Raw genomic sequence first — 13,945 nt, 5'->3', positions numbered from 1 at the left:
GCGGCGATAGATATATACTACACCAATTGCGCGTGACGATCAGGGCCCGGGATCGTCGATGGCGCTGCGCGGTGCTCACGCGGCGGCGAGCGTCTGACCGCAGACGCGCCGGGCGAACCTCGGCGAGCACGACTGACGGCTCGCCGGGCGCCGACCGGCAATTTTTTAAGGCTTGGCGCCCGGTCGGCTTGTGCCGGCCGACCGTGCCCGGCGCCGGGGGTCGTGCTCGAGCTGTTCGACCCGGAACTCGGGCGTCCCGTTGTACGTCGAGCCGGGAAGCAAGGAGCGAGGAGCTACCAAGCGTTTCGATGTCGCCGGACGACGAGTCCGCGGACGAGCGCGGAGCGCTTGTCTTGCTCGACGAGGACCCGTACCTTATCAGGCGAGCAAGCAACGCCCGGTCCTGCCGGAAGTGGGGAAGCCAATGCCTACATCGCTCTATGACCTCAGCGTGCCGACCTTCCTGCAGACCGTGCGGGCCATCGGCGGGTTTCTCGGCCGTGCGGCCGATCATTTCGCGGAGACGGGTGTCGATGCCGATGCCTTCGTGCACACGCGCCTGTTCGACGACATGGCGCCCTTCCATTTCCAGATCGAAGCGGCCTGGCACCACGCGGTGTGGGGCGTGGAGGCGCTGAAGACCGGAGCGTTCACTCCGCCCGCGCTGGTCGGGCCCGTCCCCTTCGCCGAGCTGCAAGCGATGATGGTCAGGGCAGAGACCGCGCTGGAGGCGTTCCCCCGCGGCGAGGTCGACGGATGGGCGGGCAAGGACCTGGACCTCCCGATCGGCCCCCGCAGGCTGGCCTTCACCTCGGAAACCTTCATCCTCTCGTTCTCGCTGCCGAACTTCCATTTCCACGCCGTCACCGCCTACGACATCCTGCGGTCGCGCGGCGTGCCGATCGGCAAGCGCGACTACGAGGGGCAGCTGCGCACGCGGACGGCCTGAGGCGGGTTCCCGCGCCGACCGGGTCAGCTGACATCGCGTGCGGTGCGAGCTACCACGTCGTGGAGTGCGGTGATCCGATGATTACCCGGTTTTGTCCGGGTTGCGATGCGCGTCAGTCGCGAAGCAGCGGCTGGCCCGCGAGTACGTGCTCGCACAGGGCCAGGCCTCGCCGCGGGTCGAGCGTGGGGGCGAGCCGCGCCGAGAGGGCATCGCCTTCGAGCGGATCGGGGACCGATGCCGGGAGGTAGATCGCGCCGCGGTGACTGGGCCGCAGCCACGCGCCGACCTGCGCCTCGCCGTGGACGACCAGGTGGGTCGCGTCGGTGCCGTCCGTGACGAGGTTGCCCGTCAGCTTGAGGTCGCCCTCGATGAACACCTGAGCGTCGAGGCTGAGCACGAGATCGCGGGCGATCAGCGAGCCCTTGATCCACAGCGGCACGTAGAGGTCGAGGTCGCGGATCACCAGCGGTCCGTCGACGACCAGGTCACCCTCGACGACGCACACCATCGGGTCTTCGTTTTGCACGTAGGTCGGTCCGCTCAGCGTGAGCGTTCCCTGGTGGACCCTGAAGTCGACCTCGCGGCTGCCGAACAGGTCCTCGTAATTGACCGAGTCGTCGCTGACCGCGAGCAGGTTGTAGCGCGCGAGGCCGAGCTCGCGTGCCAGCGGTTGAAACCGCGCGCCGGGGAGGGCGGTATAGGGCTGGGGCTCGAGAGCCATGCGGCGTCATAACGCATCGCCCACGCGCTGGCCAGCGCCCCGCCCCTCCGAAACCGCACAGTTAGCCGGAGGGCGCGTGCGGAGCAAGCGGACCCTCTAGTGCGGCTTTGCGAGCTCCATATATCTGCTCAAATGCAACTGCCATGATATTTTCATGGCAGCGAAGGACCTCGGTGTTATCCAGACAAACCTCGATCCGGCCGGGCTCGGAGTGGTCTGTTTCCAACAGCAGGGGCAACTTGGGGCGAGATGGGATAGTAGAGTGGCAGAGGGCGATGATGCGTAATGACGACAGGTTGATCCCCGGTGATGAACTCTGAGCCTGCAGGTGCTCTGAGCAAAGCGTAGATCTTCGTACCAGTGCTTTGCCCGAGAACCATTCGCATCGCGCCGATCGCTTCGCTGCGTGGCTGGAGCCCGTCGCCCCGGCTCATCCCTTCAGAACGCCCGCCAACAACCGGCGGACCATCTGGCCGAGCCGCGCCGTGTCGAGCGACGGCACGAGCAGCTTCTGGACGCGAGCGCCCTGGTACAGCGCGACCATCGTCCACGCGAGGTACTCGGTGTCGAGCGTCTCGGGCAGGCGACCGCCGGCGACGGCCTCGTCGAGGATGCCGCGGATGGCATGCATCATGTCGACGTGGATCTCGGCGTAGCTGGCCGCCAGCTCGGGGTCGGTCACCGCGTCCGCGTGCATCTGCAAGGACATGCGGTGGTCGGCCTGCAGCTCGGGCGCGTCGAGGAGCTTGAACATGTCGCCCGCCATGTCCTGCAGAGCGGCGAGCGGGTCCGGGGCCGCGCGGATGGCCGCGGGGAACCGCCGGTTCGCCGCGCGCGCCTCGGCGTGGATTGCCTCGCGGATCGCGGCCTTGCTCGGGAAGTGTGTGTAGATGCCTCCCGCGCTGATCCCTGCCTCCGCGCAGATATCCTCGATGGTGGCGGCTCGGGTGCCCTTGCGGGCGAACACTGCGCGAGCGGCGTCGAGGATCAACCGGCGACGCGCAGCAGTGTGCTCGGGGGTGACGCGGGGCACAGCGACCTCCAAGCCTGTCTACCAGAACCGCTCGCGCCGCGGCACCGAGGCCGCGGACGAGCGCTCACCGCCTGGCTCACAGGTTGTCGTCGAGCCAGTCGAACAGCCGATGGGTGAGCATCGCGGTGGCGCCGGGCTGCACGTGGAACTGCGCCGCCTCCTCGGCCGTGAAGCGCAGGTAGTCCTTGGGGCAGGTGAGCGCCGCGTACAGCTCGGCGGCCTGTCCGCGCCCCTCGGCCTCCGCGTCGAACACCAGCGTGCGCGCGCGGATGTCGGCCGCCGAATCTCCGAGTCGGAAGCGATCGACCTCGGCGATGAAGGCCGACGGAGAGTCGACGCCGTGGTGCCAGTACGCGTCGCGAATGCCCCAGCGCACGAAGTCGCTGTGCTCCATGAACTGTATGATGGCAGCGTCGAAGGCGCCGGGGTCCGAGTCGTACAGGTCCGGCAGGCCCGGATCGATGAGCGCGAGCTCGGCCCGGATCGCAGCCCCCCAGTCGAGCACGCCGGGGTTGGCGACCAGCACGGCCAGGCGGTGCTCGTGGGCAGCCGCGCGCGGCGCCAGATAGCCGCCCAGGCTCACGCCGAACAACCCGAGCCGCGCCGGATCGACCTCGGGCATGTCCTCGAGGAAGTCGACCACCGGCGTCACGACGGCCTCCCAGTCGTGGCGAAACGGCAGGCCCTGGAGGCGGATGGTCTTGCCCATGCCAGGGCCGTCGAACAGCAGCACGTTGTACCCGCGGGCCATCGCGGCATCGACGACGAACTTGCCGTCCTCCGCCCAACCATCCTTGCCCTCGTGGAAGATCAGGGTCGGCTGGGCGCCCTCGGCCTCGTGCGCGCGGCAGAAGTACCCGGGCAGCGTGGTCGACTCGTAGGGGATCGCCACCGGAGCGCAGGGCGAGTTGGACAGCAGCAGGTAGCGCGCGTGCAGGTCGACCGCCTCCGCCGCGAGCGCCGCGACCTCGGGGTCCCAGGGATCGGGATGCCGGTGCAGGGCGGCGCGGAGGTAGGTGGCGGCGCGTTGATAGGCCGTCGCGGCGGTCAGTGGGTGCCCGCCTTCCTCGGTCGCCTCAGCCAGCGCTCGCAGGCGCCGTGAGGTCTGCTGGAAGGCCGCCGTCCACCCGCGTTCATCCGCGGGATCGACCCGCGTCAGCGTCTCGAGCACCTCGGAGACGTCGGTCGCTCCCATCCACGCTTGCCCGAGATAATAGAGGGCGACCTCGTTCAGCACCGGATCGGCCATCCCCAGGTCCCACCAGTCCCGCTCGGCGGGCCCGGCCGGCTCCATGCCGGTGTCGCACATCGGCGACGAATCACCGCCCGACGGCGCCGGGTCGCAAGCCGATAGCCACAGGGTCATCCACATCCAGTTCGAAGCTCGCATCGTCATGTTCTCCGGCCGGTTCAACACCTCCTCGCAGCCGGGGTGTCACCAAAAAAACGAATAATCGTTTTTCTTTTTAGGCGACGGCATTTGCAGACCTGCGAGCCCGGGTCGAGGGCGATCACGAGCGCGCCGTCGTCGCCGCCGTATCCGTTCCCCGAACAGCGAGCCACGACTGAACCGCCTCCCGAGGCACCCGAGGTCGTCGCGGCGCAGGACCTCTCGGGCAAGGTCGAGGGCTCGGAAGAGGTGGCGCGTCTCGGTCGGCTCGGCCCGATGGAGCGCGCGAAGGCTGTCATGCGCGCCGATCAGGACATGGGGACGGCGGCGCGAGCATGCTGAGGGCGAGAGCGAAGTGGAGGATCATGATCAGCGCCCGGTCGGCGGTGATGGTCACGTCGAGCGGTCGGGGCTTCATATTCGACTTCCCCGGGCTACGCCTGCCACTCCATTGTCGTCAGTGGCGATTGCCCGCACTCGCCCGTGCCGCGTCCTCGTGCTGTGGGCTCTGCGTCGGCGAGAAGGCAGGGGCGAGCTCGGGGACCTCACTCTCGGGGCGGGACGGCGCCACCGGCGCGCATGGACCAGGCTTTCACGTTCTCGCGCCGTACTACAGGGTTGCCGCGGGCGGCTCCCTCCCATTTCCAAGATTGACGTGACCAGGGCGCAGCAAGCGCCTTACAACCTACAGCGCCGAGTGTCCAATACGCGGGCTCCGAACGGAGCGATACCGCAGTCGGTCTCGGCGCGTGCGAGCACGTCGACGACCTTTGTAACAAGTTTCACTCGCAATGCGCGCAGACGCCCTGTACCCGCATGAGGAGAGCAAGGCGGTCCGGCCGCCGTGTGGCTCAGGTATCGCTGGACAGGCCGTCCGTGGGTCTCGTAACTTCGGCCAGGGTTTTTCATGGCTCTCACCTCGTCGACAGCAACCGATACGATCACGCCAGAGCTCGCCGTGTGGGCGATGGAGCTCGCCGGGGATGGAGTTTGGGAATTCGCGGATCTCGACCCCGCCGACCCGCTCGGGGATGACGCGCCCGCCAACTACTCGCCGCGACTGCAGGCAATGCTGGCCGCGGGGGCGCAGCCCACCGTCGGCGCCTGGCTCGCGGCGATTCACCCCGACGACCGCGCCGAGGTCGAAGCCGCGCGAAGGCGACAGATGGCGGCCCCGGACGCGGTCGTCGAACTGGAATACCGCTTGTCGGTGGCAGGCGAGACGCGGTGGTTGCACGAGCGCAGCCATGCTCGCCCCGCAGCTCATCCCGGTCGATGGCGGCTCCTGGGCGTCGTCCGCGACATCACGGAGCAACGGCGGGTGATGGAGCGAGCGCAGCGTGACACCGATCTGATGCTGCAGACGCAGTCGGCCGCGCAGGTCGGCGGCTGGGAAATCGATCTGGTCGTCAACAAGCTGTACTGGACCGAGGAGACGCACCGCATCCATGAGGTCCCGCCGGGCTTTGTGCCGGACCTCGCGCAAGCGATCAATTTTTACGCCCCCGAGCACGTCCCCGTCATCAGCGAAGCGGTCGCCCGCTGCCAGGCCGGCCAGACGTTCGATGTCGAGCTCGACCTCATTACGTACACCGGCCGGCGGATCAACGTCCACGCGACCGGACGCCCCTACTACGAGGACGGCAAGCTCACGCGGATCTACGGGGCGTTTCGCAACATCACCGACATCAAGCAGCGCGAGAACGATCTGCGCGAGAAGCTAGCCCGCATCGCCCAACAGGATGAGGCCATTCGCGTCCTCTCCACCCCGATCATTCAGCTATGGGATGACATCATCACCTTGCCGGTGGTGGGTGCGCTCGATCCGGAGCGTGCGACGCAGATCATGGACCGCCTCCTCCACGAGGTCAGCGATCTCGGCGCTCGCTTCGCCATCCTCGATCTCACCGGGGTCGACGCGATTGACACGACGACGGCCGACCAGATCCTGCGGATCACCCGCGCGGTCAGCCTGCTCGGCGCGCGGGGCCTGCTGTGCGGGGTCCGGCCCGGCATCGCCCAGACGCTCACCGAACTGGGCGTCGACATGGCGGGCCTGCTCGTGTATCGAAACCTTCAGGAGGCCCTGCGTGGCTGTCTGGGCTCGCTCTCCAAGTCGCCGCGCCGCTGAGCGCCCGTCATGTCCCGCTCGACGGGGCGCGCATCATGGGCGGCATGCGGGCGCTCGGCGCCGCGGACCAGACCGGCCGGGTCACGGTCATTGATGATCGCGCACGCCTGAAACCCGCCGCCGCCAGGCCAGGAGACGTACGCCGGAACGTCGGCGAGGCGGAGGCGAGCGCGGGGTTCGCCGCCGCGGGCGAGCGCGAGCGGCTCAATCCGGGAAGACGCGCGCAAGCACGGTCATCAGGCGGGCCTCGACGTCGGTCAAGGGCATGGGGGCGGGCGTCGGGACCCGCGAGTCAGCGCGGAGGTCGGTGGACGAGCAGCAGGCGTCGCGGGCCGCGACGAGCGCGCTGGCAGCCCCGCGCCGACCGCGGCGAGTCGACGACGCGCGGGCCTGCCCTCGCTTGTCCGCGAACGCACCGTGCTGCCAAGATGGTTCGCCGGAGCCGATGACCACCAACTTACACGCGCGCGAGAGCCTGCTGCTCGAGCTGTCGCGCAGTATCACCGAGGACACTCTCGCCGGCGTGCCCGAGCTCGCGGTCGTGCAAGGCGTGTGCGACCGGCTGGTCGCCGGCGGGGTGCCGCTGTCACGAATGATCGTCGGCGTCGACACGCTGCACCCGCTCGTCGGCGGTCGGCTGTACACCTGGCGGCGCGACGTCGGCATCGAGTGCGACGAGATCACCCGCGAGGCGTCGCTGCCGACCGCGCCGATGTGGGTGGCGAGCCCGTTCCACCATCTGCTCGCCGGGGGCGAGTCGCTGTACCGCTTCCGGTGCCCGCCGGCGGACGGCCGCTACCCGTTCCCGGTGCTCGCGGAGCTCGCGGCGACCGGGATCACCGACTACATCGCGTGCGTCCATCGGCTCGGCGACGCCGTGAAGATGGGCGAGTTCGACTGCGTGTATTCGTCGTGGGGCAGCGACGCGCCCGTCGGCTTCGCCGAGGCCGATGTCGACCTCGTCGCCGCGCTCGGCCCGTTCCTCGCCGCGGCGATGCTGTCATGCACGGTCCGCCAGATCACCCGTACCGTGGTCGAGACCTACCTCGGCGGCGACGCCGGTGGACGCGTGCTGCGCGGGGCGATCGCTCGCGGCGTCGCGGAACGCATCCGCGCAGTCGTGTGGTTCAGCGATCTCAAGGGCTTCACGAGCATGGTCGACTCGACCGACGCCGAACTCGTCCTCCCGCTGCTCAACGACTACGCGGACCCGCAGGTGGAGGCGATCCACGGCCACGGCGGCACTGTCCTGAAGTTCATCGGCGACGGCCTGCTCGGCATGTTCCCCGTCGGCGACAGCACCGCCGAGGCCGCCAGCCGCGCGCTCGCGGCTGCTGACTCGGTGCTCACCGCGCTCGCCGAGGTCAGCGCCCGTCGCGTCGCCGTCGGCCTGCCCGCGACCGGGGCCTACCTCGCGCTGCACCTCGGCGACGTGTTCTACGGCAACATCGGCGGCGCCGCCCGTCTCGACTTCACCGTCATCGGCCCGGCCGTCAACGAGGCCGCGCGGATATCGGCGATGTGCCGCCCGCTTGCGCAGGACGTCCTTGTCTCGCAGGCGTTCGCCGACGCCCTGCCCGCGGCCCGCATGCGCCTGGTCGCGCTCGGTAGTCACCGCCTGCGCGGCGTGGCCCAAGCCCAGGCCCTCTACGCGGTCGTCCCCGCCGTATCCGTTCCGCGAACCGCGTCGTGACATGATCGCCCGCCGAGGCGATACCGAGCCTCGAGGTTTTGGCCGTCGGCCCGTGCCTCGCTTGGGCGGCGGGCCCGACCCCGCGTCTCCCTTCACGCGGGCCTCACCAGAACTTCCACCACGGCTTGCGCGCCGGCGGCTGCTCGGGCAGCGCCGCGGCATTTTCGACGAGCGCGAGCAGCATCGTCCCACCGCACGGGCAGAACGCGCTGAAGGCCACCGGCACCGATCCGGCGGGCGCGTCGGGGAAGCGGGTATGGGCCATGATCGTCGGCGGATCGAGCGCCTGGTCGGCGCCGCAGCGGTTGCACGGCTGGATCGACCAGCTGCTGCGCTCGCCGACGTACGCCTCCGTCACCCGTACCGGATGCGGGATCCCCGGGCTCGTCACGAACAGCAGCGAGTCGCCCTTGTGCGCCGTCATGAGCTGCTGCGGCTCGTTGAGGAGGATCCCCTCGTACACGGGTCGCTCGACCCATCGGACCGCGTCGGCCAGCAGCGGCGGGCTGGTGCCCTCCGGCGCGATCGGGATCCGCAGTGTCTGCCGCACGCCTCGTACAGTCACCCAGCAACCCTCGGGCGTGCGTCCGCAGCGGCGCGGCTCGCCGTCATGTAAGAGCACCTGGAGGTCGTCCGGGTGGTCCGGGTGGAAACGGTCGCGGAGGGCGGGATCGTTGTGCCAGGGCGCGCTCGTCATCGGTCGCATGATACTGCGTCGCGGGCCAGCGTCGCAGCCCCTCTTTTCCTGGCCAGATGGGCGTTCTCGGAAGGGTTCGTCAGGCCGGCGCTGTGCATCGGAGGTGCTCGAAGGCTGTCGACGAGTAACCACGACTTGCGGGCCAGGGTTCAACTGGGCGGGGTCGCCGACGCACCGCTGCCGCGCCGCCGTTCGGGGCGCGACAGGCGGACTCGCGTCCGCTCCAACGTCAACTTCGAGGTGCCGCGCATGGGCATGCACCTCGCCATGGAGTTGCAGGCGCGCCTCGGCTGGTGACTCACTCGCGCCGCAGCCAGCGCTCGCCCGGGTCGCCGCGGTCGACCGGCCAGGCCTGAAACTCGCGCTCGCCGCGGACGCACGCTCGCAGGTTGTGGCACACGACCGCGACATCGTCGACGCTCCAGATGTCCTCGCAGCCAGGTCCACCATGCGCCCGCGCGAGCTCGCCGACGCGCGTGATAGCGAGCCCGCCCATCGGCGGGATCAGGGCCCCGAACGTCGCCAACACCCCCTGCAGCCGCGACAGCACGCCCTTGCCGCCGACCGCGTGCGCCGTCACCAGCACCGCCGCCGGCTTGCCGAGCCACAATGGCGTGCCCTCGCTCGGCGTCGCCTGCTCGAGGAATTGCTGGAGAAGACTCGACCACGAGTCCCAGTACGTACCCGTAGCGATCACCAGCGCGTCGGCGGCCGCGAGCGCCGCGCGGTGCGCCTCGAACCCCGGCGCGCTCGCCAGTGCGGCGCGCTCGACCGCCGCGTGCGGACGCAGTTGCTCGACCGCCACGTCGATCATCGCCGAGGAGTTGCCGCCGTCACCGGCGAGCGAGCCGTCGAGCGCGAAGATCCGCATGGCCCTCGATACATGTCCCGCGCTCCACAGGCAAGCCCCGCGCCGGCGTTGCGCCGCCCGAACCCCGTCGCCTCGCGCTCGCGGCCGCGCGGGCTGCCGGACCCGGGCGCTCGGTGGGCTCAATCGCCCAGCTCGAACGGCTCCCAGCCGCAGCACTCGCCCGCGGCGATCGCCATGAGAGCGCCGCCCTGGTCCAGGCTCCCACAGATCTTCGCCTGGGCCTGGCAACCGCCCACGTCCTCGCCGTTCACTTCACAGATGCAGGTACCGCCGACGCAGTGGACTTTGCGGGAGACGACCCCACATTCCTCCTCGTAGGTACATTCGCTTCCGTCGATGGCGCCCCCGGCCGTTCGCCCGCAGCTACACTTCTCCTCGATCGCCACGTCGAGCCCCGAACACGGGTCGCGCTCGAAGCACATGGGCTCCTCGGCGACGCACTCGAGAAAGCCCTGGACGAGAGCGGCACACCCGGGGAAGACGTGAGGGTCGCTCACCTCCTCTGCCAGCGGATCGCACCACGAGAGACACTCAGGCACGTTCTCCTCGAGCTCGCAGGAGACCAGCTTGTCGCAGGCGTCCTGGCAGAGCGACGCGTCTCCGGAGTCTCCCGTGGTGCCGTCGCTGCCGGTGGTGCTGCCAGTGGTGCCGTCGCTGCCGGTGCTGCCCCCGGTCGTGCCGCCCCCGGTCGTGCTGTCGCTGTCGGCGCTGCCCCCGGTGCCCCCTTCGGTCGGGCTCCCCTCGGTCATGCTATTTCCGGTCGTGTCTTCGCCGCTCGTGCTGCCACTTGCGCTCTCTCCACCCTTATTGTCGTCGCATCCCGACAAGAGCGGCAGCATGAACAGACTGGAGATGATCATCCCTCGAAATCGCAGTGTCACTGTTTTTTCCTTTGAAAGCGCCCGCATGCGCGGACGAGGCGCTGAACAAGGCCGCGACGCAGTCTATTCCGCGCGACTGTTTTTGCGTCGACGACCCGACGCGCCCGATCTCTCGAGCAGAGGCCGTAGCCAGCGGAGATCGCAGATCTCTCCCGGATCGGACGTCACTCGTCCTCGCGCAGGACTCGGCCCGTGCGGTCGATTGGAGGCCTCATCCCCCATGAGGTCCACGCTCCCCGCTCGCCTGGCAAGTTGTCGCTCTCTGATGTCCCGAAGGACAGGTGAAACGCGCGGCCTCAGCGGGCCGCGCGCGCCCGGTCGCCGCGCAACCAGCCGGCGAGCATACCGACCATTTCGTCGACGAGGGCGCCCGAGCGGGTGTCGTCGGGGCGCTCGAGCACGCCGTGGTAGACGACCGACCTGCAGAGCGTCGCCAGCATCCAGCCGGCCAGCTCGAGCCGCGGCGAGCGGAGGCCGCCCGGACCAGCTCGACGATCAAATCCTGCTCCTGCTGGCCCGTCCGTCGCGCGGCCCCTCCACCATGCGGCCGCGGCTCCACGGAGCCGGTCTCCCGAGCCAGCCGCAGCATTCGATCGACGGTGGCTCGCCCCACGCCGAAGCGTTCGGCGAGCTGCTCGTAGGTCTGCCTTTCCTGAGCACGGGCGTCGACAATGCGAATTCGAAGATCGTTGGAGATGGGATGGGCATGCTCAGGAAGAGCACATGGGCGTTTCCGCGCAATCTGGCTCAGCCATGTGCCTGCGTGGCTTGATCCATGCTTCACGGATCAAGCCGCGGCATACTTGCTGTCAGCCGAGGCTGACCTTGTGCGTCTCGCGGGATGGCCAGTCGCCGTTCGGAAGCACCAATTGCCAGGCCGCCTCGACGAGACACTCGCCCATGCCTTTGCCGTGGGGGCTCGTCGCCTGGACGTCGACGATCTCGACGCCGGTTGTCTCGAGCTCGAGCTCGACCTTCCAGCCGCTCGCCGGTTTGTGCGCGGCGACGCAGCGATCGACGGCGGGGGCCAGGAGGCTCTCGAACGACGGCAACGGCGCCGCGCCGGACCCGCCCCCGCCCGCGCCGGCACCGGCCAGGCCGAGCCCGGCGAGGCCGAGCGACTCGCCGATCTCCTCGTCGAGCAGGCCCTCGGTCGATGGACGGACGCCGGGCTCGGTGGCGAGGTACGAGGTGACCGGCGAGACCGCGCGGCCGGCGAACGCGACGCGCAGCATCTCCTCCTTCGTCAGCTCATCATGCTCGTCCTCGGAGAACACGAACGCGGCGGTGGCGGCGTCGAAGCCCGGCTCGTGGCGGACGACCCTGCGGAACGGGGTCGCCCAGATCTTGCCGGTGATGACGACGCTGCGCGTCGGATCTTTCGCGGCGATCATCGCCCGGTAGCCCGCGCCCTCGCGCAGCGTCTCGGGAACCGCCTGCGCCTCGGACAGGTCGACGCCGCGGATCGCGAAGTGGTCGATGGCGATCGGCCGCACGAGCCCGAGCACCGTCTTCGCCAGCGCTTTGTCGCCCTCGGGGGCCGACACCGCGAACAGCACGCCCCGGTGGCCATCGACGATCGGCGCCAGGTCGTGCGCGTCGTCGCGGCGGATCCACGCCTCGCTGTCCTGCTCGGGGATCACGAGGTGAGTGACCGTCGCGCCCGGCGCCCGCGCGAGCGCCGGGTCGGCGAGCGCGTTGCGGAAGCGGGAGCGCAGCAGCGCGTCGGTCAGCGCGACGATCCGCGTCGGCCCGTGGCGGCCCTGCAATACGGTCGCGGCGAGCCCCAGACCCTCCTCGAGCGCGCTGCCGTTGCCGCCGGTCAACGTCCCGGCCGCGCGCGCCTTGGCCAGCGCGGCCGCGATGTCCTTCGCCGCGACGAATTGCCCGAACGCGCGGCGGGCCGTCCGGTCGAACACGACGAGCTCGACCGACGCGTCGGGCACGTGCGACAGGTAGGCGTCGACGATCCGCAGCTGCGCCGCGGTCTCCGCCTCGGGCACCGAGCGCGACACGTCGAGCACGAACACGACCGACGCGCGGCGCGGCAGCTCGCGCAGGCGCGGCGCGGCGTCGATCTCGAGGCGCGTGAAGCCGCGCTCGGCCGAGGCGACGACGCGGCCGAGGCGAGCGGCCAGGGTGGCGAGCGGCGGCGGCTCGACCTCGATCACGACGTGGTCGCCGTCGCCGTCGCCGTCGGGCGCGTCGGGGATGAAGCGCGGCAGGTCGACCGCGGCCGCGCGGATCGGCGCCGCGCCGGCCTTCGCCGGGGTCAGCGTCAGCGACCACGCGTCGAGGCTGCCGACGTCGAAGCCGGCGTGATCGGAGACGACCAGGTGCCACGCGCCGAGCGATGACATGCCCTTCGGGACAGGGTCTTTGGGACTCTTCGCCTGCGGCGCGGGCAGGTCGAGCTTGAACGCGCCGCGGATGTCGTTGCTGCCGCTGGCGCCGCGGGTGACCTCGACGTGCTCGCCGGCGGGCGTGACGAGGTGGACCTGCAGGTCGCCGGAGAAGGTGTGGTCGATCTCGAGGTCGACCTCGGCGGCGAGCACCGGTTCGTCGCGCTCGATGTCGAGGCGGCTGAATACGTATCCCGCTCCCGGATCGGGCGCGCCGTCGCCGACCCACTCGAGCTTCGGCGGCGGTGCGAGCACGACCGCGGCGTCCGGCGCGACGCGGTTGCCGGCGACGCGGACGACCGTGCGCGCGTCGCCGTGGCCGGGGTCGACGCGCAAGATCGGCGCCGCCAGCGGCAGCGTGCCTTCAGTGCTCGCGTCGGGCCGCGGGTACGTGATCACGTAGCGGCCATCGCGGTACTCGAGCGGGGCGGTCAGCGTGTACTCGACGGTGTGGACGGTGCCCGCCAGCACCGGAAACACCCGCAGGTGGGCCGAGTCGGCCCACACCCACTGCAGCAGCGCCGGGTCCTTCGCCTCCGACGCGCCGATGCCAGTCAGCTCGCGGTACTTGGCGAGCGCCTCCTCGGCCTCCATCAATTCGCCGCTGTACCAGCGGTCGCGGGCGCGGATCCGCAGGCCGGTCACCGCCGCGCCGTGGGCGAGGTCGATGCGCAGCGCCGCCTCCTCGGCCTGCGTGCCGGCGTTGGCGAAGGTCCGGCGCACGCGGTAACGAGCGATCCCGTCCTCGATCCGCACCGTCGCCTCGTGCGACACCTCGGTCAGCGGCTGCCCGCGGGCGGACGCCAGCCGGTCGGCTGCGGCCGGCGCGGGCGAGAGGGTCGCGAGCACGGCGAGGAGCAGGGCGGTACGCTGCATGGGCGCTGAGACAATCCGCGCGTCGCTAAGTTCTCCGGCCGCACAAGCGCGTGCGGCGGGCTCGGGAATCCCAGCGACAGCGCGAGCGCTTCCGGCAACGTCACGACCGCAGCCCCGCCGTGGACGGGAACGGAGTCGAGCAGCGGCTCGACGGACGGCGGCACCACACCGGCGCGCCGACGACGAGTACCGGCACCGGCGGCGACAGTCAGACGTCGGATCCGACCCCCCCGATGGCGTGGAAGTATCAAGCACGATAGCTCTGGTCATCCTGTCGGGAAACGGTGCGACCAGTGACACG

Annotated in this window: 11 protein-coding genes; 3 read left to right on the top strand and 8 right to left on the bottom strand. The window is 70.2% G+C overall.

Features of this window, described 5'->3' with window-relative positions; translation table 11 throughout:
* Window positions 1-424 precede the first annotated feature (424 nt).
* Window positions 425-949 carry a DUF1993 domain-containing protein gene (locus tag OV090_RS11510; RefSeq protein ID WP_267703637.1) on the top strand — a complete coding sequence of 175 codons (525 nt, stop codon included), beginning with the start codon at window positions 425-427 and terminating at the stop codon, window positions 947-949.
* A gap of 112 nt (window positions 950-1,061) precedes the next feature.
* Here OV090_RS11510 and OV090_RS11505 read toward each other — a convergent pair whose 3' ends face one another.
* The 3 genes from OV090_RS11505 to OV090_RS11495 all read right to left on the bottom strand — a co-directional run bounded on the left by OV090_RS11505 (window position 1,062) and on the right by OV090_RS11495 (window position 4,093).
* Window positions 1,062-1,670, bottom strand: a complete 609-nt coding sequence (locus OV090_RS11505) for a hypothetical protein (RefSeq protein ID WP_267703636.1) — start codon at window positions 1,668-1,670, stop codon at window positions 1,062-1,064.
* Window positions 1,671-2,100: 430 nt separating this feature from the next.
* Window positions 2,101-2,703, bottom strand: a complete 603-nt coding sequence (locus OV090_RS11500) for a TetR/AcrR family transcriptional regulator (RefSeq protein WP_267703635.1) — start codon at window positions 2,701-2,703, stop codon at window positions 2,101-2,103.
* Window positions 2,704-2,779: 76 nt separating this feature from the next.
* Window positions 2,780-4,093, bottom strand: a complete 1,314-nt coding sequence (locus OV090_RS11495) for a prolyl oligopeptidase family serine peptidase (RefSeq protein WP_267703634.1) — start codon at window positions 4,091-4,093, stop codon at window positions 2,780-2,782.
* Between the two features lie 907 nt (window positions 4,094-5,000).
* Between OV090_RS11495 and OV090_RS11490 the strand changes: the two genes are divergently transcribed.
* Together OV090_RS11490 and OV090_RS11485 are read left to right on the top strand one after the other, a co-directional pair.
* Complete coding sequence (locus OV090_RS11490; RefSeq protein ID WP_267703633.1) at window positions 5,001-6,224, top strand: PAS domain-containing protein; 1,224 nt, start codon at window positions 5,001-5,003, stop codon at window positions 6,222-6,224.
* 445 nt (window positions 6,225-6,669) lie between these two features.
* Window positions 6,670-7,917 (top strand): adenylate/guanylate cyclase domain-containing protein, encoded by a 1,248-nt coding sequence (locus OV090_RS11485; RefSeq protein ID WP_267703632.1) that lies wholly within the window; start codon window positions 6,670-6,672, stop codon window positions 7,915-7,917.
* A gap of 103 nt (window positions 7,918-8,020) precedes the next feature.
* On the opposite strand, the gene OV090_RS11480 is transcribed toward OV090_RS11485, so the two are convergent.
* From OV090_RS11480 to OV090_RS11460, 5 genes are all read right to left on the bottom strand, one after another.
* Entirely contained in the window at window positions 8,021-8,614 is a 594-nt protein-coding gene (locus OV090_RS11480; protein WP_267703631.1) for a hypothetical protein, read from the bottom strand.
* 298 nt (window positions 8,615-8,912) lie between these two features.
* Window positions 8,913-9,485: an NAD(P)H-dependent oxidoreductase gene (locus OV090_RS11475; RefSeq protein ID WP_267703630.1), complete on the bottom strand. Its 573-nt coding sequence runs from the start codon at window positions 9,483-9,485 to the stop codon at window positions 8,913-8,915.
* A gap of 119 nt (window positions 9,486-9,604) precedes the next feature.
* Window positions 9,605-10,234: a hypothetical protein gene (locus OV090_RS11470; RefSeq protein WP_267703629.1), complete on the bottom strand. Its 630-nt coding sequence runs from the start codon at window positions 10,232-10,234 to the stop codon at window positions 9,605-9,607.
* Between the two features lie 428 nt (window positions 10,235-10,662).
* Window positions 10,663-10,806 carry a hypothetical protein gene (locus OV090_RS11465; RefSeq protein ID WP_267703628.1) on the bottom strand — a complete coding sequence of 48 codons (144 nt, stop codon included), beginning with the start codon at window positions 10,804-10,806 and terminating at the stop codon, window positions 10,663-10,665.
* Window positions 10,807-11,175: 369 nt separating this feature from the next.
* Window positions 11,176-13,644 (bottom strand): VIT domain-containing protein, encoded by a 2,469-nt coding sequence (locus OV090_RS11460; protein ID WP_267703627.1) that lies wholly within the window; start codon window positions 13,642-13,644, stop codon window positions 11,176-11,178.
* Window positions 13,645-13,945 lie beyond the last annotated feature (301 nt).

Source organism: Nannocystis sp. RBIL2, assembly GCF_026626745.1.
Taxonomy (GTDB): domain Bacteria; phylum Myxococcota_A; class Polyangia; order Nannocystales; family Nannocystaceae; genus Nannocystis.
This window is presented reverse-complemented; position numbering and strand designations above follow the sequence as displayed.

What these genes read in the sequence shown, in the direction of transcription:
- OV090_RS11475 (WP_267703630.1), bottom strand. Translation starts at nt 9,485, where the DNA reads ATGCGGATCTTCGCGCTCGACGGCTCGCTCGCCGGTGACGGCGGCAAC.
- OV090_RS11470 (WP_267703629.1), bottom strand. Translation starts at nt 10,234, where the DNA reads ATGACCGAGGGGAGCCCGACCGAAGGGGGCACCGGGGGCAGCGCCGAC.
- OV090_RS11465 (WP_267703628.1), bottom strand. Translation starts at nt 10,806, where the DNA reads ATGCTGGCGACGCTCTGCAGGTCGGTCGTCTACCACGGCGTGCTCGAG.
- OV090_RS11490 (WP_267703633.1), top strand. Translation starts at nt 5,001, where the DNA reads ATGGCTCTCACCTCGTCGACAGCAACCGATACGATCACGCCAGAGCTC.
- OV090_RS11460 (WP_267703627.1), bottom strand. Translation starts at nt 13,644, where the DNA reads ATGCAGCGTACCGCCCTGCTCCTCGCCGTGCTCGCGACCCTCTCGCCC.
- OV090_RS11495 (WP_267703634.1), bottom strand. Translation starts at nt 4,093, where the DNA reads ATGCGAGCTTCGAACTGGATGTGGATGACCCTGTGGCTATCGGCTTGC.
- OV090_RS11485 (WP_267703632.1), top strand. Translation starts at nt 6,670, where the DNA reads ATGACCACCAACTTACACGCGCGCGAGAGCCTGCTGCTCGAGCTGTCG.
- OV090_RS11505 (WP_267703636.1), bottom strand. Translation starts at nt 1,670, where the DNA reads ATGGCTCTCGAGCCCCAGCCCTATACCGCCCTCCCCGGCGCGCGGTTT.
- OV090_RS11510 (WP_267703637.1), top strand. Translation starts at nt 425, where the DNA reads ATGCCTACATCGCTCTATGACCTCAGCGTGCCGACCTTCCTGCAGACC.
- OV090_RS11480 (WP_267703631.1), bottom strand. Translation starts at nt 8,614, where the DNA reads ATGACGAGCGCGCCCTGGCACAACGATCCCGCCCTCCGCGACCGTTTC.